This is a genomic window from Lujinxingia vulgaris (assembly GCF_007997015.1).
GTDB classification, from domain to species: domain Bacteria; phylum Myxococcota_A; class Bradymonadia; order Bradymonadales; family Bradymonadaceae; genus Lujinxingia; species Lujinxingia vulgaris.
Genome location: NZ_VOSM01000003.1, coordinates 363,600 through 383,722, shown reverse-complemented (window position 1 = coordinate 383,722; position 20,123 = coordinate 363,600). Strand labels below are relative to the sequence as shown.

General features: G+C 62.8%; 11 protein-coding genes and 1 pseudogene. 8 read left to right on the top strand and 4 right to left on the bottom strand.

Going from position 1 to position 20,123, the window contains the following annotated elements; translation table 11 throughout:
• Positions 1 to 49: 49 nt before the first annotated feature.
• Complete coding sequence (locus FRC98_RS08550) at positions 50 to 2,950, top strand: ATP-binding protein (RefSeq protein ID WP_146980879.1); 2,901 nt, start codon at positions 50 to 52, stop codon at positions 2,948 to 2,950.
• A gap of 151 nt (positions 2,951 to 3,101) precedes the next feature.
• Complete coding sequence (locus tag FRC98_RS08545; RefSeq protein WP_146980878.1) at positions 3,102 to 4,415, top strand: hypothetical protein; 1,314 nt, start codon at positions 3,102 to 3,104, stop codon at positions 4,413 to 4,415.
• Positions 4,416 to 5,072: 657 nt separating this feature from the next.
• On the opposite strand, the gene FRC98_RS08540 is transcribed toward FRC98_RS08545, so the two are convergent.
• Positions 5,073 to 5,900 (bottom strand): metallophosphoesterase, encoded by an 828-nt coding sequence (locus FRC98_RS08540; RefSeq protein ID WP_146981046.1) that lies wholly within the window; start codon positions 5,898 to 5,900, stop codon positions 5,073 to 5,075.
• A gap of 170 nt (positions 5,901 to 6,070) precedes the next feature.
• Positions 6,071 to 6,268, bottom strand: coding sequence for a ChaB family protein (locus tag FRC98_RS08535; RefSeq protein ID WP_146980877.1), 198 nt, complete (start codon positions 6,266 to 6,268; stop codon positions 6,071 to 6,073).
• A gap of 295 nt (positions 6,269 to 6,563) precedes the next feature.
• On the opposite strand from FRC98_RS08535, the gene FRC98_RS22170 reads away from it, so the two are divergent.
• The 5 genes from FRC98_RS22170 (at position 6,564) to FRC98_RS08510 (ending at position 9,330) form a co-directional block, all read left to right on the top strand.
• The gene (locus tag FRC98_RS22170; protein WP_146980876.1) at positions 6,564 to 6,773 is read left to right on the top strand and encodes a helix-turn-helix domain-containing protein; all 210 of its coding nucleotides are present in this window, start codon (positions 6,564 to 6,566) and stop codon (positions 6,771 to 6,773) included.
• Entirely contained in the window at positions 6,773 to 7,105 is a 333-nt protein-coding gene (locus FRC98_RS08525; RefSeq protein WP_146980875.1) for a HipA N-terminal domain-containing protein, read from the top strand. The genes FRC98_RS22170 and FRC98_RS08525 overlap by 1 nt, the downstream gene beginning before the upstream one ends.
• Positions 7,102 to 8,088 (top strand): HipA domain-containing protein, encoded by a 987-nt coding sequence (locus FRC98_RS08520; RefSeq protein ID WP_146980874.1) that lies wholly within the window; start codon positions 7,102 to 7,104, stop codon positions 8,086 to 8,088. Before FRC98_RS08525 ends, FRC98_RS08520 begins: the two co-directional genes overlap by 4 nt.
• Before the next feature lie 490 nt (positions 8,089 to 8,578).
• Positions 8,579 to 8,953, top strand: coding sequence for a polymorphic toxin-type HINT domain-containing protein (locus FRC98_RS08515; RefSeq protein ID WP_146980873.1), 375 nt, complete (start codon positions 8,579 to 8,581; stop codon positions 8,951 to 8,953).
• Entirely contained in the window at positions 8,944 to 9,330 is a 387-nt protein-coding gene (locus FRC98_RS08510) for a barstar family protein (protein WP_146980872.1), read from the top strand. The genes FRC98_RS08515 and FRC98_RS08510 overlap by 10 nt, the downstream gene beginning before the upstream one ends.
• 143 nt (positions 9,331 to 9,473) lie before the next feature.
• Here FRC98_RS08510 and FRC98_RS08505 read toward each other — a convergent pair whose 3' ends face one another.
• Positions 9,474 to 9,800 carry a PPC domain-containing protein gene (locus FRC98_RS08505; protein WP_146980871.1) on the bottom strand — a complete coding sequence of 109 codons (327 nt, stop codon included), beginning with the start codon at positions 9,798 to 9,800 and terminating at the stop codon, positions 9,474 to 9,476.
• A gap of 287 nt (positions 9,801 to 10,087) precedes the next feature.
• On the opposite strand from FRC98_RS08505, the pseudogene FRC98_RS22230 reads away from it, so the two are divergent.
• Positions 10,088 to 10,504 (top strand): annotated as a pseudogene (locus FRC98_RS22230) (hypothetical protein); the annotation flags it as partial.
• 613 nt (positions 10,505 to 11,117) lie between these two features.
• Here FRC98_RS22230 and FRC98_RS08495 read toward each other — a convergent pair.
• Entirely contained in the window at positions 11,118 to 19,820 is an 8,703-nt protein-coding gene (locus FRC98_RS08495; RefSeq protein WP_146980870.1) for a PPC domain-containing protein, read from the bottom strand.
• Positions 19,821 to 20,123: the final 303 nt, after the last annotated feature.

Here is a 20,123-nt window from a genome sequence, read left to right as displayed (position 1 = left end):
TGCGCCGAGGGGATGCTACGACGTGCGCACCGTTGTCTCAGGAGCGAACGTGACCACGCCAGATCAAACGATGACGGAAGCGCCCGAGGGGATTCGTCAGCATGAGCGCGATGCGCTCGCCGCCATGTTGAACGAGCCCGCGGCACGCGTGGCGGTATATGGTCCGCCCGGCGTTGGAAAGTCTCACCTCGCCGAGGCCGCCGCCCGGCGCTGGGCACACGCGTTCAACGCGGAGTCGCCCCCGCCCGTAGCCTGGGTCGATGCCCGTACGGCTCAGCCCGGAGCGTCCTTCTACGACGAGCTGGTCCACGCGCTGGAACTTGCGCCGGTCACGGAGTTTGACCGTGCCAGGGTGCTCGATCAGATCGCGCGTGTGTTGAGCGAGCGGGGCCCCCTTCTCCTCGTGTTCGACGACGCTGACCGCGTGGCCCCGGAGGTCAACGCGTTCTTGGAGCGGGTGAGAGACTGCGCAGAGCTGCGGGTGCTGCTCACCTCGCGCGTGGTGATGCCCGAGGCAGCGGTGAGAGCATTCTCGCTCTCACCCCTCTCTCCGGAGGATGCGCACGCGCTCTTTGTGCAGGCCGCCCGCCGCGCACGTCAGGATTATGATCCCGGCGAAGTTCCTGACGGCGTCCTCCGCGCTCTGCTGGAGCGTCTTGACCACCTTCCCCTGGCCATCGTGTTGGCGGCCGCGCGCCAGACCATTATGTCGACCGAGGGGTTGCTTCAACGCCTGGAAAAGCGCTTTCAGATCCTGCGCCCGGCGCACGCCCCGGGTGAACGCTCACGACGAGCACTCGGTGAGGCGATCGGTCTGTCCTGGGATCTGCTCGACGAGGTCGAGCGGCGCACTCTGTCCCAATGTGCCGTCTTCGCAGGCCCCTTCGACCTGAAGGCAGCCGAGGCCATTGTCGACACCGGCAGTGACGCGGCGTGGGTGGGGGATGTCCTGCAATCCCTTGTGATGAAGTCCCTCATCGAAACACGTCAGAACGAGGCCCGCGGCGAACTGAGCTTTCGCGTGCTGGAGAGTATCGCCGATTTCGGAAGGCAAAACGTCGACGCGCAGCTGCTCGACGAGGCCGCCCGACGCCACAGTGACTATTACGAAGCGCTCGCCAGTGAACTCGACTCAAAGGTGCGCGGTCCGCAGGGGGAGCGCGCACTTCAACGTCTGGTGATGGCGTCGGCCAACCTCAGCGCTGCCGTCGATCGTCTGCGCCCTCATGCTCCCTGGCGAGCCCGACGCCTGCTCTATGCGATGCTCCCGACCTTCGAGGTACGCGGGCTTCTGGGGGCTTACCTGGATCGCTTTGACTCGCTCCGGGCGCTGCACCCGGAGCTCCCGATGAGCGCGCGCGAAGCGTTGATTCGTGCACAGATCTTGCGCACCGCCGGTCGGCTCAACAGCGCCCTGGAGGCCATCGAGACCTCCCAATCGCGCATCAACGAGCCATCAGACAGTCCCGACGCGGCCGAAAGCCCCCCCGATTCCCCCTCACTGGCCGAGGTGATGCTGGAACGCGGTCTGATCCTCGCGGACCTGGGGCGGATGCGAGAATCCGGTGAAGTCTTGCTCTCGGGCTCACAGACGCAGGGAGAGCCTTTTGTCGAGTTGAACCTCGAGCACGAGCGGGGACGCTACCAACTCAACAGCGCGCGCCTGGGGTACTTTCGAGATAAAGCCGATGCCGACGCGATGCTCAACGAGGCGGTGCAACGCTTGCGCGTAGCCTACGAGGCCAGCCATCAACACACGCATACGTTTTATCGCGCGCGAATCAGCGTCGGATGGGCCGTCGCACTTCATGAACAGGGCAAAACCGGCGCTGCGCTGGGTGTTCTGCGCGATGCCATCGACGCCCAGCAGTCCCATGGCTACCGAACCAATGTCCTCAACCTGACCTACTATCAGGCGCTTCTGAACTACTACCTCGGCGACATGGACCGGGCCCTGGCGATCAGCGCCGAGCTCGACCGAGGTTGCGCTCAGATGGGGCTCGCCGTGCTGCGCGCGCGAAACGCCTCGTCACGGGCAACCTATGCGATGGCGGCGGGCCGTGTGGAGGAGGCGCGCGAGCTCATCGATCATGCCATCAGCCTCTGCGACGCCCACGCGCAGGATTACAGCGCGCTCATCGCCGACAATCAGGCCGTCCTCTGCGCCTGGGAGCTCGGGGCCACCGATGCGTTCCCATCGGTCATCCGACGCGCGCTGGCGCGCGCCGAGCGCGTCGGCTCCCAGGTGCATGTCGGGATCATCTCCGCGTACAGACTTTTTTATGATGTGTCGCAGTCGCCCGAAGATCCGAAGATCGTCGAGGCGCGCGCGCAGCTCCCGGAGTGCATCCAGCCTCTGAGCCAGGCCGGTGAGCTTCGGCGCCCGACGACGTCCCCCCGGTGGATCATGCTCGCGAACGCCTGGCAAGCCAGCCTTGAGCTGCATGCCGCAGCCTGGCACCTGGAGCAGGGTGACTTTCACATGCTCTACGACGCCATCGAGACGATTGAGGCGCTTAAGCCCCGGCTCAAGGACCCCTTTGTCACCGTGTACGTGCGCCATGCCCTTCAACTCGCCAGCGCAACTCGCCAGCGCTACGCGCTTCCCGAGGAGCGCCCCGAACACATGCTGCGTGTCAGCGAAGGGGGCGACACGGTGCGCCTCGATGACGGGGAGCCCATCGATCTCTCCAGCCGCGCGCCCCTGCGCCGCCTGCTGCTCGCGCTCATCGAGCGCGCCCGCGCCGGAGAGCCCTCGGCCGATATGGACGCAGTGATCGCCGCCGGTTGGCCCGGCGAGCAGATCGAACCCCGCTCTGCGGCCAACCGCGTCTACAGCACGGTGCGGATGTTGCGGAATCTGGGGCTTGGTGAGGTGATCGTGACCGATGATGTGGGGTATCGGGTGGCGGAGGGGGTGCTCATTATCGGTCATGATGCTGCGCTATAATTAACCGAACGGTTACTGTTGCCGTCTCGCGTTGGTTTTGATAGCTTCTCGGCTTCCTACTCCGCAGATCGAGGGGCCTCGCCGACGACACCGCTCCTGGCGCGTTGGTTTCTTCGAGCTGCCTGATGTGTGCATAAAGCGTGGAGTAATGATGAGCCTGAAGCACATGATTTGTCTGTCGTTGGTGTGTGCTCTTGCAGGCGTGGCCTGCAGTGAGAGCGACGGTGACCCCGACTCGGATACCGGTGTTGTGGAGGACACCGGCGGTGAAGAAGATACCGGCGGTGAGGAAGATGCCGGCGGTGAGGAAGATGCCGGCGGTGAGGAAGATGCCGGCGGTGAGGAAGATGCCGGCGGGCAACATGATGCTGGCGATGTCGAAGACACCGGGGTAGAGGTCGAACCCTGGAGCCTCTACGAGCATCCCTGCGTAGGGAACCGTACCGATACCCTGCATTGTGACGACGATCTCACCTGTTTCGTCGGCTGTGGAAGCACCACCTCGGGCGATCAGGGGCTCTACTTCACCGAAGACGGGGGGGCGAACTGGGCTGCACCCTCCACAACCCCGGCCGACTTTTTGATGGCGGCGCGCGTTTTGGACATTTCCCGTTCCGCCGACGGGAACCTCTACGTGGCGGGTCAGATCGCGAACTCGACGCGCGTCGTCAGCATCGCGCCCGATGGCAACGCCGCCGAGGTCTGGAACACGCGTGAGACGGTCGGGTTTAGCTTCAGCGCCGGCCGATTCCGCCGCAACGCCGAGGGCTGGGCGATTGCGGAATCTTCCACCGGCACCGACCTCGTCTACCGCCGTGGCGACGACGTCGAACCGGCTCAGAGCTGGGAGAGCGGCGCCGGGTTCTGGAGCGACGGTGACGAGGACGATGACAGCTTCGGTATCCAGATTCAGGACATGGAGATCGACACCGATGGCGAGTTCTACGCCGTTGGCAGCACCATCTCACAGCCGCCGACAGTGCTCTTGCCGAAGTGGGACGAGAGCGACTTCGACTTCCACATCCTTCAACTCAACGCCTCGGGGCTTGGCGCATTTGATGGCGAGCTGGTGGGCATTGACGTCAATGACACTTACCTGGTCGCGGGCGGCGTGAACCAGGACGCCGACACCGGCATTATCTACACCCACGAACGTGGCGAAGGTGATGCCACCGACGAAGCGAGCTGGAACTTCTTCAACGTCGGAACGCTCTTCGACGATAGCACCACCTGGGTGCACGACGTCTGCCTTGGCGAAGGCGTGATCTACGCTGTGGGACGCGAATCGAGTGAAGAATGGGGATTTGTGCTTCGTTCGACGGACGGCGGCGAGTCCTTTGAAGACATCACCCCTTACAACGCCGATGGCGACTCGACGCTTGATCCGGCCTCGCGTTGTGTGACCACCGTCGACGGCGTGAACGTCGCCGGAGCGGGCGGCATGTTCGCCGTCTACGCCGAATAAGGTCCGTTCACGACGTGACCTGTTGATCGTCAAGACGCCCGCTTCCCCAAAAGGGAGGCGGGCGTTTCTTTTGCCCAAAAAGTGCGAAGCCGGGCCATTATTTATACTCAGGCGATCATTTATCCGCATGCGAGCAAGGACATGCGGGGGTAGCGTTGGGGCACGTCATGTCGAGCATGTGCCGACGCGAAGAGTCTTAGACCCCTTTTGCTGCCGAGAGTTTTCGATGATTGTAGCGACCCGAACGTGTGTGCTGATGCTGATGATTGGGCTTCCCGGTATGGGAATTGTGGGTTGTGCGACGCCCTTTACGCCCGCGAGTTATTCGCCAGAGAATGCCGAGGGGAACGCCTGTCGCAATGACTGCGTGGCGAACGTGCACCAATGCATCGAAAGCGGCGCAGGCGTTGAGACCTGCCACGGCAACTACAAATCAGAGTTGGACTTAAACCGTTGCTTTGCACTCTGTGAGACCTTTCATGGTGGCGAGTACTCGCCCTACGTGCCCTCGTCGGTACGAAGGCAACGTGTGACATCCACACCGTCCAAGAGTCCCTCCTCAGCATCCGAATGTCGTTCAGACGAGCAGTGCGGTCACGGCCAGCGTTGCACCTCCGGGCGGTGCCGACGCTGAGCTCCGGGCGCTCTCTGGCGTCATCAGGCTTCAACGAACTCAAAACACGCGAGCTCGGGGCGGCATCCCAAACGAATCGGCAGGGTGCTCGTGCCGATGCCCCGGCTGACGTAGGTCAGGCCGGCCTGGGTCTGGTAGCTGCCGCTCACAAAGCGACCGCTCCCCGGGGGGCGCACCGGCGCGAAACCGAAGACGCGCACCTGGCCGCCGTGGGTGTGGCCGGCGAGCGTCAGGTCAAAGCGAGGCGCGCCCACAGGGTAGGGCTCCAGAATGCCCGGGGCGTGGGTGAGGAGCAGGCGGAGGTCACCTTCGGGCAGGTTGCGGCAGGTTTTGAGGATATCGCCCTGACCGAAACTCGAGTCGTCGGTGCAGGCGAGCACCACGCCGCCGGGCAGGGTCAGGTGCTCGTTGACGTAGAGCTCGATGCGGTGGCGGCGGTACATCGTCGCGATCGCCTCCACGCCGAACCGGGCGCGGTGCTCCCAGTTTCCAAGCGTGGCCACCACGCGCCGGCCGGTGCGCATGAGGTGGTCGCAGAGGGTATCAAAGTCCTCGAGATCGCTGTCGCGCTCGATGATATCGCCGGTGAGCGCGATGAGGTTGGGGTCGAAGCGGTCGATGGCCTGCAGCATCGCCTCGTGCAGCTCCCCGAAACGCGCCATATGCACATCGGTGACCTGCACCACACGGTAGCCGCGCAGGTGCCTGGCGAGGTTGGGCACGCGCACGCGGTGGCCGGTCACCTCCAGCCAGCCGGGCTCTACGAGCAGCAGGTCAGCGGCGCCCACGGTGCCTGCAGCGAGCGCCAGCGTACCGAGTTGTTTGAGAAAGGTGCGGCGAGTGAGCGGCATGAAGGGGGAGCCCCGGGATGCTTTGGGGGGAGATGGCAGACGTGCAGGGCGGCGCACGGAAAGGCGCCTCGCGTTGAAAGGAGGTTACGTGCGCCGCCCTCGTTTGGCGAGGGAGGTTCGCCTGGAGTTACCATAATGATGGTTATCGCGTGAGTGCCGGTGGAGAAGTCTCAATCCTTACGCTTCCACTCCCCGTCAGACTTCTCGTAGGTCGTCTTCACCGCCGACCACGCCACCTTATGGGCGCGCTCCTCCTCATCGTACTGCTCGCAGGCGCTGTTAAACGCTTTGCGATAAATCTCCTGGCCGTGTTTCGGCAGGTTGTCCCGCACGTTCTTGGGAAGGTCTGCGTTTCGCTGGTAGGGCATCTCGTACTCCTCGGCTCAAGGTCGCGGAAACTGGCGAGTTCTATGGGCGAAAGCTAAACGCGCGAGGGGAGGGCGCAACGGGTGGGGGAGCGCCCCGGGGGAGCGTGGAGAGCAAGCGTTTGGAGGAAGATGTCGGGCAAACAAACGCGCTAACGGCGTCAATGCTTTCATAATAATGAACATTTAGCCGGAGTTCGGGCAGTCATGAGCTTTTTGCGACAAAGTTTTCATAATAATGAAAACTAAAGTCCAGATGAGTTGACGAGCTGCTTTCTGCGGACTAATTTTCAATATTATGAAGACCAAAGAGCTGGGAAGCCTCATCCGACATCGACGAAAAGAGCTGAACATCGACCAGAAGTCCCTGGCCGAGTTGGCCGGTGTGTCGGTGCACACGCTCAGCGATATAGAGTCGGGCAAGGCCAACCCCTCTCTTGATATTGTCGACAGGGTTCTTCATGTGCTCGGCCTTCAACTGAAGGTCGAGCTCCGCAGGAGCCCCTGATGCGACGCGCGCGTGTCTACAACCACGGTCGGCTCGCCGGCAGCCTCGATGAGCTCAATGATGGACGCTTTCGTTTTCAGTACGATGCGTCCTACCTGCAAGAGCCAGACGCCAGCGCCGTAAGCCTTACGCTGCCCCTCCAGAACCAGCCTTTCCTCTGCGATCATCTCTTCGCCTTCTTCTACGGCCTGCTCGCCGAAGGCAGCACTCGCCAGCTGCAGTGCCGCCTGCTCCAGATCGACGAAAACGACGCCTTCGGGCTGCTGCTGGCCACCGGCCGCGACACCATCGGCAGCGTCTCGGTCGAGCCCGCCAGCGAGGAGGAACGATGAATCGCTGCCTGAGCACCCTCGCAAAACTCGATGAGGAGGGCTACAGCGCTCCTGCGTTGGCCCGACTCGCGGATCGCCGCGCCTTTCCGCCCCGCCTCGAATTTACGCGCGCCGATATTATGGAGATCCGCACCAGGACGGCTGCGCATATGTCGATCTCGGGCGTTCAAGAAAAGATCTCGCTGCGCCTTCATCGCGGCAAACTCCAGCCGGTGACCGAAGATGGTGAGTACATCCTCAAACCCATCCCGGGCCTCGCGCTGCCGCGCTTTCAAGAGGACGTGCCCGCCAACGAAAACCTCACCATGCAGCTTGCCGAGCAGATCTACGGCATCCACACCGCCCCCAACGCCTGCATTCGACTCGCCAACTCTGAGCTCGCCTACATCACCCGCCGCTTCGACCGCCGCCGCGACGGAACCCGCGTCGCCCAGGAAGATTTTTGCCAGCTTATGGGCAAAACCCCCGAAAGCGCAGGCCCTCTTTACAAATACGGCGCGAGCTACGAGGAGCTTGGCCAGGCGTTACGTAAGTACTGCAGCGCATACCCGGTGGAGCTGGAAAAGCTCTTTCGCCAAATCGTCTTCAACTACGCGGTCGCCAACGGGGACGCCCACCTCAAGAACTTCTCGCTGCAACAGACCGCGACCTTTGGAGATTACGTGCTCACTCCGGCCTATGATTTGCTTTGCACCAAACTCCACCTGCCCGAAGAGTCGCGACTCGCCATCGATCTTTTTGCTGAGGATGAAGAACCCGAGAGCATCGCCACCTACGGCTTCGTGACCGGCGCCGATCTTCTCGACCTCGCCAGCCGCTTTGGCCTCATCGAGCAACGCGCCCGGACCATCCTCAACGACATCTGCGATCACCGCGATAAGGCTCGCGACCTGATCGCGCGCTCGTTTTTGAGCGATGAGGCGAAGGTGGTCTACCAGGCCATCTTTGATGAGCGGCTGCGTGCGCTGGAGATTCGCGGATAGCTCGTTCACGCCGGATGCGGACCCAACGCGACGTCACGACGCTCTACCTGCTGACATCCCGGGCTGAGTTGGTGCTCTCGCTACCCAGATCGGCAGGTAAGCCTCCTTCGTTGGCGTACTCACCACCTCAGAGGGGCAGGTCAGCCTCCTTACCTGGCGATCTCGCCACCCAGATCCGGAGCTAAGCCTCCTTACCTCGCGTTCTCGAGACGCCAGCCCAGCAGGTAAGCCTGCTGAGTCGGCGAACTCGCTACCCAGATCGACAGGTAAGGCTCCTTAATTGGCGTTCTGGCCAGCGAGAACGGCAGGTAAGGCTCCTTAGTGGCTGTTCTCACGACGAGAGATCGGCAGGTAAGACCCCTGAGCTGCCGATCTAGCTACCCAGATCGGCGAGTCAGACCCCTTAGTTGGCGACCTCGCCAGCCAGATTGTCAGTTAAGCATTCCGAGTTGCTTACGCTTCCACCGCCGCCGCTCCCGAAACCAACACCATCTCGGGCACCCCCGAGCATCCTTTCTTCGTGCCGGCGCGCGACGAGTACGTAGCGATGGGGGAGCTTGAGGTCGGGACGGTGCTGCGCACCACCGACGGCAGCCTGGCTCGCGTGGTGGGCTCGGAGCGGCGCCAGGGCAGCTTCAAGGTTTTTAATTTTGAGGTCGAGGATTCCCACAACTACTATGTGAGTTCGCCGCGGGGAAGTCCTCAAGATTTTCTAATTGTTGCAGACCGTACAACCCCAGCGCTTCGACGCGCCTGCTTTATAGAGGACTTGTGCAGGGCAAATGCGACGCGCTTTTATGTCGTTGTGATCAGGAAACGACGTCATCCAATCATCAGCCGAACCGTGAGTTTTGAATGTTTTTAACTGTGCCGTCGTTTCATTATGTTCAACACGCCAGTGAGCTGCTCGTGATCGAGGGTCAGGTGGTGCGGGTTCCGAGCGGCATCTGCTCAAAGGAAGACTTGTTTCAAGCGCTGTATGAGCGAATGAACTTCCCAGGGTACTTTGGCTTCAACTGGGATGCCCTCCATGACTGTCTGACCGACTTGGGTTGGATCCCCGAGCACCGCTTGTCACTTATCCATGACGGATTCCCTGAGCTCAGCCCCAACGAGAGGCGGTTGTATCTTGAGGTTCTCGCGGATGCTGTTCACCTCCATACAGTTGAGCAACGCAGGATACTCGACGTGTATTTTCCAGAAGACTCCAAAAAATCCATCTTGAGGCATTTGAGCAGGTAACATTATTTGCGTTCGACAATATGACATCATGTTTTCGTTCACTATGTCTTTTGAGACGAAAAAGCCCGCCCCCCCCTCGCAGGGATCGGGCTTTTTTACTTCAAGAGACCGCTGTCACTTCCAGCCTCCCCCACCACACGCCTTCATGCGGCAGGGGAGGGCACCACCTTTAGTTCACCGTCGCGGTGATTTCGAACTGACCGCTGACGCCTTCCGTCCAGGAATCCGTCACCAGGTCGTAGGTAAGCCCCGGCTTCGGTGGCCGTGAACGTCGCGCTCTCCGCGCCTTCGCCGGGCAGGTCGGAGCCGGCCTGGCAGGAGGCGCGCTCATCGCCACAATCGCTGATGAGGTAGAGGGCCATGTCGTTGGTGGCGTCGGCCACGTTGCTCACCGTCGCGGTCAACGTTTCGCCGGCGGCCAGGGCGATGGAGAAGACGGCGTTGCCGCGAGGTCTCCCCCGTAACCGCATATTAGGAGCCCGATCCTTCTTTTCGGCGAAGTCGATCAACTCGCCCCATAATCGAGCGTCGGACCCTCAAGTTCATCGACCTCCGAGTCGCTTACGCCTCCACCACCGGCACTCCCGAACCCACCACCATCTCGGGCGCCCCCGAGCATCCCTTCTTCGTGCCCGCGCTTGGCGAGTCTATGGCCACCGATGGGGGAGCTTGAGGCCGGGACGGTGCTGCGCACCACCGACGGCAGCCTGGCCCGCGTGGTGGCTCGGAGCGGCGCTAGGGCAGCTTCGAGGTTTTTAATTTTGAGGTCGAGGATGCCCACAACTACTATGTGAGCTCGCCGCGGGGAAGTCCCGGGGTGTTGGTGCACAATACTTGCGCTTTTACTCCTCGTAATTCTCGAACCGGTGTTTCTACTGGTCTTCGAGACACGACCTTAAATGGTAGGAATTACTCAGTAAATTCTGATCATGCGTGGGATCGAGGTCACAAATCAGGGATATCACCATCATCGACTGGTGTTTCACAAAACCGTTTGGAGTCGTCGATCGTGCAAGATCTGGACTCATTTATGGAAGCAGGGGGGCGAGTTCCAAGCCCCAGCCCCACAAATTTTGATCGCACCATTAATGTCGATGGAAACTCATTTGGCTATAGGTCTGTGTCATTGGCCAATGGTGAGACTCGAGTTGTTACGTATTGGGTGAATCCATAGTTATATTTAGAACCACAGCGAAAAGGCATAAACCGCGTCAAGTAAGGGGCGAAGATTGCGCAAACGTCATAGCGTCAACCCGATGAGTGAACTTCGAAACGTGTATATTGACAGCGGGCCCGCGTGCGCGTCAGAAGCTGCAGCGCAATTTTTTATTGCTGAGTTCGAACAGCTTGAGTGGTTACCACTTGAAGGCGCTAGATTCGCGCTCGCTTGTTTATGCCTTGCAACGCCGACCTCAACGTTACTTAGTTCGATCTGTGTCTATTTGTCTTTGTATTTCCAAGAGCTCGATGAAAATATCCTGCGATGTCGTGAACTTATTGAGGAGAATTCGATAAATTCTCTTTTGCAAGCCAGGAAAGTGTTGATGGCAAGCATCCTTGGGCTTGATGGCCTGGTTGATTTATAACTTATGTAGAATGTATTTAACGGCTTTCTGGGTCTGTATTTAAGGTCAGTGTCATTTTCCTGTTAACGCTATTTCTCGCAATGCCAAAGCGAAAAAGCCCGACCCCCTCACAGGGATCGGGCTTTTTTACTTCAAGAGACCGCTCGTACTTCCAACTTCCCCCACCACACGCCTTCATGCGGCAGGGGAGGGCACCAACCTTTAGTTCACCGTCGCGGTGATCTCAAACTCACCGCTGGCGCCTTCGATCCAGGTATCCGTCACCAGGTAGTAAACCCCGGCTTCGGTTGCCGTGAACGTCACGCTCTCCGCGCCTTCGCCGGGACGGTCGGAGCCGGCCTGGCAGGAGGCGCGCTCATCACCACAATCGCTGATGAGGTAGAGGGCCATGTCGTTGGTCGCGTCGGCCACGTTTTCGACCGTCGCGGTGAGCGTTTCGCCGGCGTCGAGTTGCACGGAGAAGACGGCGTCGGCGCCGGGGGCGTCGAAGCCGGTGCAGCCCTCGTAGCCCGGGTCGAAGTGGTTGGTGTAGTTGGCGAAATCACCCACGTACGCCACGCCGCTGGTGAGCGGAACGGCGTCGGGGCAGACGTTGCCCACCGGCGGGGTGCAGGACCCGTCGGCGCAGCCCGAGGCGCAGGTCTGGGTGATGAAGCCGGAACCGTCGGCGGCGCAGAAGTTCAGGTTGCCGTTTTCATCGCAGAAACCTTCGGTCGGCTGGCAGAGCGCGCGGTCGACGCTGATGTCGATGTCCAGCGTGCCGGTGACCTCGTCGAGCACCGAGTCGTAGGAGTCGACGATGATGTAGTAGCGACCGGCCGTGGGGACCCGGTAGCTCAGCGAGGCGTCGCTGCTGAAGCGTGCGTTGGTGCCGGCGACACACTCGTTGGCCATGGTGGCCGGGTCGGAGCAGTCGGTGGTGATCCACAGTACGCGCCAGAAGTCGGAGTTGCCGGTGGTGGCGTTGATGACGTCGTTCTTCTGGGCGTCGACATAGTAGACCATGTCGGGGCCGTCACCCTGGCGACCGGTGCAGGCCACACCGCTGCCCAGGTCGGGGTCGTAGTTGCGGGTGAAGTCATCCATATCCACCGTCAGCTCCAGGCCCTCGCCGGCGTCGATAGCACCCTCGCAGGTGTTGTTGGCCGGCAGGTTGCAGGCGTCACTGGAGCAACCCAGGGGGCATTCGATGGTGTCGAAGACGCCCGTCTCGGTGCAGTACTCCAGGGTCGTCGCATCCAGGCAGACCTGCTCACCCGGGGAACAATCGGCAACGTCGAAGTCGAACTCGACGATGTACATCTCCTGAAGACTCGAAGATCCGTCGACCACCGCGTAGTAGGTACCGCCGGTGGCGGAGAAGAACTCAGCCACGGCGTCGGGCTCGTTGCGATCGTTGGCCAGGCACGCCTCCATGTTCTCGCAGTCTTCCACGATGGAGACCTGAGGCTCGACCGTGTTGCGCGTCGAGCGAGCCCGCACGCGCACGACCTGACCCGGGTCCATCTCCAGGCGGTAGACCGCGTCGCGACCGGAGGCCGAGGAGCTACCGCAGCGGTTGGAGTATCCGCCGTAGTCGTTCTCGAACTCGCTGAAGTCGTCGTAGATGACCGTCGGACCGCTGATGAGCAGGGCGTCGGCGCAGGTGTCGTTGGGCTCGGCGGGGCCAGCGCAGAAGTCGCGCTCGCAGCCGAACTCACAGGTGGCCTGGGTATCGAAGCCGGTGCCTTCAGCGTTGCAGATGCTCACGGTGCCACCCTCGCAGCGCGACTCACCCGGCAGGCAGACCTCGCCATTTTGCGCCGGCGTCACGTTGAAGGTCAGCGTGCGCGAGACGGTGGTCGAGGGGCTGGAGCGCAGCTCATCGACGACCACGTAGTAGGTCTGCGACTGGTCGGCGACAAAGGAGAGATCCCAGTTACCGAACGCCGCGGTGCGACAGGTGTTGTCGACCTGACCCGTGCAGCTGTCGAGCACGTACATCAGGATGTTATCGGCGTTATACGAGCTCGCCTCAAAGTCCACATCCAGACGGTCACCGGCGCTGAGCTCGATGCTGTAGACGCGGTCCGGGCCAATCGGCTCAAAACGCTCCGAGAGGTAGCAGCCCGAGTTGACGCCGAACTCAAAGGAGTTGGTGGCGCCTTCCAGGTCGTGGTCAAGGGTCTGACCGCTGGTGACGGGAATGGCGTCGAAGCAGAGGTTGCCCTCCGGCGGCGAACACTGACCGGCCACACAGCCGCCGGCACAGGCGTAGGAGCGCTCGATGCCGCGATCGTCACAGTACTCAATCGACGTTCCATCGGCCGAGCAGGCGGTGGTGCCCGGGGTGCAGGAGTTAAGCGCGGTGAGCTCCACGCTCAGCTCGTAAGTGCTCGTGCTGGTGCTCGTGGCACGGCGGTCCACCACGATGAAGACGGTCTTGTCTTCTTCGGCGATGTACTCAAAGCCGCGCGGGGTGCTCGAGGTACCCGACGAGACGCCCTGCGCAAGGCAGGTGCCGATGTCGCGGCAGTCTTCCACCAGGTAGGCCATGCCCTCGGACGCGTTGGAGGTGAAGTTCACCAGCATCACGTCGCCGGCGCGCAGGCTGACCTCGTAGAAGGTGTCCGCACCGTGGGTCTCGTTGGTCGACGGGAACTCACAAACGCCGGTGCTCTCGGTGTTGTAGGCGCCCAGGTTGTTCTGACCGCTGAAGTCGCCGGTGTAGACCTGGCCGGGGACCACGGTGATGGCGTCGCCACAGGTTCCACCCGTGGGCGCTTCGCAGCGGTCGTTGACGCATTGGCCATTGCACTCCGTGACTTCCAAAACGCCGTAGGCGTTGCAGTACTCAACGCCGGTGCCCTCCGGGGTGCAGCGGGTAACACCGGTGGCGATGCAGTCGGGCTGGGTGACTTCCACCTCAAGGGTGTAGTTCTTAGTGGTCGAGGAGGATTGGCGGTCGGCCACGATGTAGTAGGTGCCGTCTTCGGTGATCGGGATGAAGACATCCTTCGCACCGGCACGGAAGTGACCGTTGGCCAAACAGCTATCAATCTGACCGCACTCGCTGAGCACGTAGAAGAAGCTGGAGGTGTCGGTGGTGCTGTAGTTCACCCGCAGCACATCGCCGGCCGATGCTTGGACCGAGTAGATACGGTCGTAGCCGCTGGTGGCGCTGTGGTCGAAGGTGCAGGCACCGTAAGTACCGGAGCTGAAGCCGATCTCATTGGAGAGGCCGGAGACGTTGTCGCTCACCGCCACGCCGTCACCGGGCAGCGGAATCCCGTCGAAGCAGCGGTCGCCCTTCGGCGTCTCACAGGTCAGGGCTTCGGTGCAGGCACCGTCGCACTGGTAGTCGTCTTCATAGATGCCGAACTCATTGCAGACCTGAATGTTACCGCTCTCGGCGTTGCAGCGACGCTCACCCTCGGAGCACTCCGCCGGGGTGACCGTGGCGTAGAGCTCTTGCGAGCCCCACTCCGAGTCATCGTCGAGGACGACGTAGACGCGGCGAGCCTGGTCGGCGACATAGCGCACTTCGCCGCCGCTGGAGGTGGAGAGGGCGTCGGAGACCTGGCAGCTGTTCAAATCGAAGCAGTCTTCCAGAATCATCAACTCCATAAAGAAGTTGGTGGCTCGGTCGACGACGACGTCGAGCACATCGCCTTCTTCGAGGTCGACATAGCGGTACGCTTCACCGACGGGGTTGCTGCCGGAGATCGAGCAGGCACCCGAGTCGCTTTCGCCCGAGTCGAGCCAGTTGACCGACCCTTGCGTCAGGGTGGTGAACTGGTCGAGCTCCAGGGGCAGGGCGTCCTGGCAGCTCTGACCGTTGGGCGTCTCACAACGCCCCGCGGAGCAGGAGCCGCTGTTGCAGGCGTAGGTCTCGAAGAAGTTGAACTCGTTGCAAATCTGGAGCGAGGTGCCGTCACCGCTGCAGCGCTGCTGACCCGGGGTGCATTCGGGGGTCTGGTAGTCGGCGGTGAGGGCGAACTCACGCTCGTCGATCACAGCGCCGGTCTTGTCGACCACCACGTAGACGGTGCGGTCGCGGTCGGCCACAAAGGTCGTGGTGCTCTCGCGGTCGTTGCGCGCCAGGGCGATGCAGGAGTTGGCCTCACCGCACTCACCCAGAATGTAGACGTAGGCGCCGAAGACCGGGGTATCGAGTTCCACGGTCAGAGCCTGACCGGCGGGGACGAAGATGCTGTAGACGGTCTCCGGGCCGGCGAAGGTGTTTTCAAACGCGCAGGCTCCAGCCTGCCCTTCGGCGGGCTCAATCTGATTGGTGCCCATGAAGGTGCCCGTGGTGGGCTGGCCGGTGACAAGGGGGATGGCGTCGAAGCAGGCATCGCCCACCGGCTGGTCGCAGGCCCCATTGGAGCAGGTGCCGCCGCAGGGGTAGATGTCAAAGACGCCCTCATCGTTGCAGGTGCCCAGGGTGCGGCCGTCGGCCAGGCACTGGGTGGTGCCGGGGGTGCAGCCCGGGGTCTGGGTGGCGACATCAAGCAGGTAGTAGCCACTGGAGGCGTCGTCGGCACGCGAGACGACCACGTAGACCGTCTCGTCCTGGTCGGCCAGGTAGCTGACCTCGGGGCTGTAGCCCGTATCCGAGAGCGCTTCGCACGCCGCGGTGCCCTGACCGCACTCGCCAGTGATGTACATGAAGAAGTCGTCGGCGCGGCTGCGCAACTTCGCCGTCAGGAGCTCGCCCTGACGCACGTCGACAGCGTGCACGCGGGTGATCCAGTCGCCGTAGTCTTCGGCTTCGCCAACGAGCGAGGCGAAGTCGCACTGGCCCTGCGCCGCAAGATCAAGGGGCACCGACGCGGTTCCGTTGAAGTCGCCGCGGTAGGTCTGACCGGCGGTCAGCGTCACCGCATCTTCGCAGATGCGCGCGTCGGGCGTGCCGCAACGGTCGTTCGCACAACCGTCGGTGCAGCGGTAGGCGTTGTAGCCACCGTTGCTGTCACAGACCGCCAGGGTTTCGCCATCGGCCATGCAGTAGGCGTCGCCCGTGGTGCAGCCGGCGTTGGTCGGGGTGATGCCGAAGTAGACCTCGAAGTCGCTGCTGGAGCTAAAGAGGGTATCGAGGACCACGAAGACCGTCTCGTCCTGCTCGGCGATGTAGGTCAGCTCCTGGTTGAGCGAGGTGCTGGAGCCGCTGTTGCTGGCAAGGCAGGAGTTGAACTCACCACAGGTGCTCTGCACGTAGAGGACGTGCGAGCCGCCCGAACTGCGAACGTCGAGCTTGTCGCCGGCGCTCAGACGCACTTCGTAGAAGGCGTCCGGCCCGCCGGTGTCCAGAGAGGAGGTGTACTCGGCGAAGCAACCATTGGGGGCGGTGTTGGGCTCGACTTCAATGGTGTTTTCAAGCTGCGCGAAGCTGTTGGAGAAGGTGCTCGTCTCGGTCACAACCTGAGCGTCGGCGCAGGTGTTGGCCGGAGCGTTGGCACACACGCCATCGGTGCAGCCGGTGGGGCACTCGAAGCTCTCCCAGTAGCCGGCGGCGGTGCAGACCTCGGCGGTGACGCTGTCCATGCAGCGGCGCTCGCCACGGGTGCAGGTCACGTCGACCACCTTGAAGTTGAGCACGTAGCCTTCCGACGAGGAGGAGCGCGCGTTGTAGCGCGACGCCACCACGTAGACCGTCTCATCCTGCTCGGCGAAGTGCACCAGGCTGGGGTTTTCGCCGCGCACGGAGTTATCGGAGCAGCTCTGGGCCGCGCCGCACTCGGTGAGGATGTAGTAAACGCCGCTGAAGGAGTTGTTCACACCGCTGACCTCCAGGGCCTGACCGGCCTCAAGCGCCACCGAATAGATGGCGTCGGGGCCGAGCACGGGGTCGCCGGCGTAGTAGGTGTCATCCGAGTTGGAGAAGTCGCAGGCGCCGAGCACCTCGCCGGGGATCTCCAGGGTGTTGGAGCGGCCGTTGAACGAACCGGCGAACACATCGCCATCGACGGCCGGGATGGCGTCGAAGCAGGCATCGCCGCGCGGCGAGTTGCAGGTCGAGCCGGTGCAACCCCCGGCGCAGGCGAAGTTGGCCGGGGCGCCTTTGGGGCCGCAGTAGGCCAGGGTGTCGGCGTCGGCGCAGCCCAGAAGCTCACCCGGGGTGCAGGTGGGCAGGGCGACGGTGGCCTCCAGGGTGAAGAGGCCTTCTTCGCCCGACTGAGAGTCGACGATGATGAAGTAGCGGCCATCGCGCGGGGCGGTGAGCTGCACAAACTCTTCGGCGGCCACACCCGAGTCGCTGCCCGCGAGGCAGGTCTCGGCGGCGCGGCTGCAGTCGGTGGTGATCCAGAGTGAGGCGTCAAACTCAGTGTTAAGACGCGCGGTGATCACGTCGCCGGCCGACGCGTCGACGAAGAAGGTCGCGTCGCCGCCGGTGGCCCGACGGCCGGTGCAGCCGGTGGGGTTGGCGCTGTCGTCCGGGTCAAGGTCATTGCTGTAGTCCTGAATCGCGCCCTCAAACATGCCGCCTTCGGCGAGGATGTCGATGGCGTTGCGGCAGATCTGGTTGGTCCCCGGGTTGCAGGTTCCGCCGTAGAGAGCGGGCTCGTCGTCGGTCTCTTCTTCGAGGAGCTCGCCTTCGGGGTTGCAGCCGAAGGTGCAGGTGCGCTCTTCGATGAGGTTGGTGCCGGCGGCGTTGCAACGCACCAGGGCATCGCCGTCGCACTGGGCGACGTTGGGCGCGCAGATCACTTCACCCGAGGTGATGCGAATCTCGGAGTCACCGGTCGGTGTCGTCGACGACGAAGCCACGACCAACACATTCTGAATTCCTGTGGTCTCGTTGGTGTAGACCAGCTCCTGCTCAAAGCGACCGTCGAGAAGCTCGGTGGCGGAGGTCTGGGCGGCCAGGCAGCTCAGATCTGCGTCGGCGCAGTCTTCGACGACGAAGAGGGCGGCGTGGTCGCTGGTGGTGATGAGGTTGGCCTGCAGGGCGTGGCCGGCGGGAAGGTTAACTGAGTAGACGACCTCCGGACCGAAGGTGCGCGAAGCCTGCCCGGCGCTCATGCAGCTCTCGCCAGCTTCGACATCGCCGCCGTCCAGGCTGACTTCGTCTTCGTAAACACCCCAGTCGATGATGCCGGAAAAGCCGCCCGAGGCGTCGATGGGGTTGAGGCAGGTGTCGCCGTCGGGGCGCTCGCACAGCCCGGTCTCTGCCACACAGCCGTCAAGGCAGGTCTCTTCTTCAAAGCCGGTGCCCTGAGCGTTACAGACGCGGGAGGCGCCCTCATCCAGGCAGACCGCGGCGCCGGGGGAGCAGACCAACGGGTCGATGCTCAGATCGATGTTGAAGTTGCCGCCCGTGTTGTTGCTCGGGCCTTTGACCACGGCGAAGTAGGTGCCCGGGTCAAGCGTCTGGCGGATGCGCTGGATGACGCCGGCGCCGGAGGTGAACTGGCAGGCCTGCTCGCTGAACGCGGACTCGCAGGTGGTGCGCAAGGAGAGGGTCAGCTCGACCTGGGAGGAGGGGCGAAGGTTGAGCTCGACGCGGCTGCGCTCGGCAACCTCGAAGGTGAAGATGCGCTCACCCGCGGTGCTGCCCTCTTCGGCGCAGGAGGGCTGGATCTGGTAGCTGGTGCTGTCGGAGGTGTCGCCGCTGGCGGTGTCGCCGTCTTCGAGCACGACGGCGTCGGCGCAGACCTGGGCGACGGCCTCGGGCACCACATCGGCAAAGATCTCGTAGCGCACGCCCGGATCGCGGACCTCGCCAGCATCGCGAACCTCGATGCGGTGCACGCCCATCTGGGCCGCGTTGCGAAGGCGCGCAAACGAGGCCACGCCCACCTCATTGGTGGTCTGGCGGCTGAGCTCGGTGCCGTCGACGCCAAAGATAGCGACTTCCAGCTGGCCCAGGCCCCGATCTTCGGAGGCGGTGCGCACGTCCACCACAAGGGTGCCGCGCACAAGGCCGCGGCCGAGCGTGTTGAAGGTGAAGACGTCGACGTCGCTCGCGCAGATGCCGGCGGCGGTCACGCCGCCCTCGGCGTTGGCCAGGTCGGTGGCGTTGTCGGCGTCGTCGTTGGGCTCAAGCGCATCGGGCACACAGGCCACCGGGTCGACACAGATGCCGCCCTGGCAGGCGCGGTCACCGGCGCAGTCAAAGGCGCTGGAGCAGCCAGCCGGGTTCTCTTCGCAGCTCACGCTGAGCGCGTCGGCGTCGTAGTTGCAGATCTGGTTGCCTTCGCAGGCCGCACAGGCGTCGGCCTCGGGCTGGCAGCTGCCCGCCACGCAGTAGGAGCCGTCGGTGCAGTCGTCTTCCGCCGAGCACACTTCGGGGTCGACGCATGCGCCGCTGGCGGGGTCACAGACGCCGCGGGCACACTCGTCGTTTTCGTCACACTGGTTGGCCTGACAGGTGTTGTCTTCGGCGCAGAAGAACCCGTCGGCGCAGAGCTGGTCGGAGCCCTCGCAGTTCTCGGCGTTCACACAGGCGCGCTCGTCCACCGAGCAGACCCCGCGGCTGTCTTCACAGGCGAGTTCTTCGCAGAAGGCCTCTTCGGTGACGCAGAGGTTTACGGAGCAGACGAAGCCGTCGAGGCAGTCTTCATCCTGGGTGGAGATGGCGCAGGCCGGGGCGTTTTCGCATTGGCCGGTGGCCTCGGAGCACTCACCGCGCTCGCAGGTCACGTCCTCGCAGCTGGCTTCCTGGCAGACGTTGTCGTCGCCACAGAAAAAGCCATCGACGCAATCTTCGTCGATGGCACATTCGCCGGCGTTGACACACTCACCGGCCTCGCAGACGCCCCGCTCACAGGTGACGTCTTCGCAGAGGTTGGTCACCTGGGGGTCGTCGTCGGGGCCGCAGGCTGCGGCAAAAAGTGTGAAGCTACTCAGCATCACGAGCGTGAACCACCGGCGCAGATTCTGCGCGTCTGGTGTCCAGTTCCGAAGGGGGGGCCGCTGCATGGTGACTCCTCACGTAAAGGGTGCGCCTGTGACCACAAATCAGGGAGCGAAGCCGGGCTTGCTCGCCAGAGAACCTGTGAAACACTTAACTTTCGCTATGTTAGCGGGAATACGTCGCGTCGAATACGATGGGGAAATTGCATATCCATGTCAAGGGGATTGCAGCCGTGACGTATTTTTACAGAAATAGCGTAATCACCCCTCCCGATCCCGCCTCAGGGCTGCACGAGAGTGGGAGCCAGAGGCGGCCGAGAGAAGAGGGGTTGTGAGATTTTGTAAACATCGGGCAAGAAAAAAATGCGC

What these genes read in the sequence shown, in the direction of transcription:
- FRC98_RS08540 (WP_146981046.1), bottom strand. Translation starts at nt 5,900, where the DNA reads ATGCCGCTCACTCGCCGCACCTTTCTCAAACAACTCGGTACGCTGGCG.
- FRC98_RS08520 (WP_146980874.1), top strand. Translation starts at nt 7,102, where the DNA reads ATGAATCGCTGCCTGAGCACCCTCGCAAAACTCGATGAGGAGGGCTAC.
- FRC98_RS22170 (WP_146980876.1), top strand. Translation starts at nt 6,564, where the DNA reads ATGAAGACCAAAGAGCTGGGAAGCCTCATCCGACATCGACGAAAAGAG.
- FRC98_RS08525 (WP_146980875.1), top strand. Translation starts at nt 6,773, where the DNA reads ATGCGACGCGCGCGTGTCTACAACCACGGTCGGCTCGCCGGCAGCCTC.
- FRC98_RS08545 (WP_146980878.1), top strand. Translation starts at nt 3,102, where the DNA reads ATGAGCCTGAAGCACATGATTTGTCTGTCGTTGGTGTGTGCTCTTGCA.
- FRC98_RS08535 (WP_146980877.1), bottom strand. Translation starts at nt 6,268, where the DNA reads ATGCCCTACCAGCGAAACGCAGACCTTCCCAAGAACGTGCGGGACAAC.
- FRC98_RS08505 (WP_146980871.1), bottom strand. Translation starts at nt 9,800, where the DNA reads ATGCGGTTACGGGGGAGACCTCGCGGCAACGCCGTCTTCTCCATCGCC.
- FRC98_RS08510 (WP_146980872.1), top strand. Translation starts at nt 8,944, where the DNA reads ATGTTTTTAACTGTGCCGTCGTTTCATTATGTTCAACACGCCAGTGAG.
- FRC98_RS08495 (WP_146980870.1), bottom strand. Translation starts at nt 19,820, where the DNA reads ATGCAGCGGCCCCCCCTTCGGAACTGGACACCAGACGCGCAGAATCTG.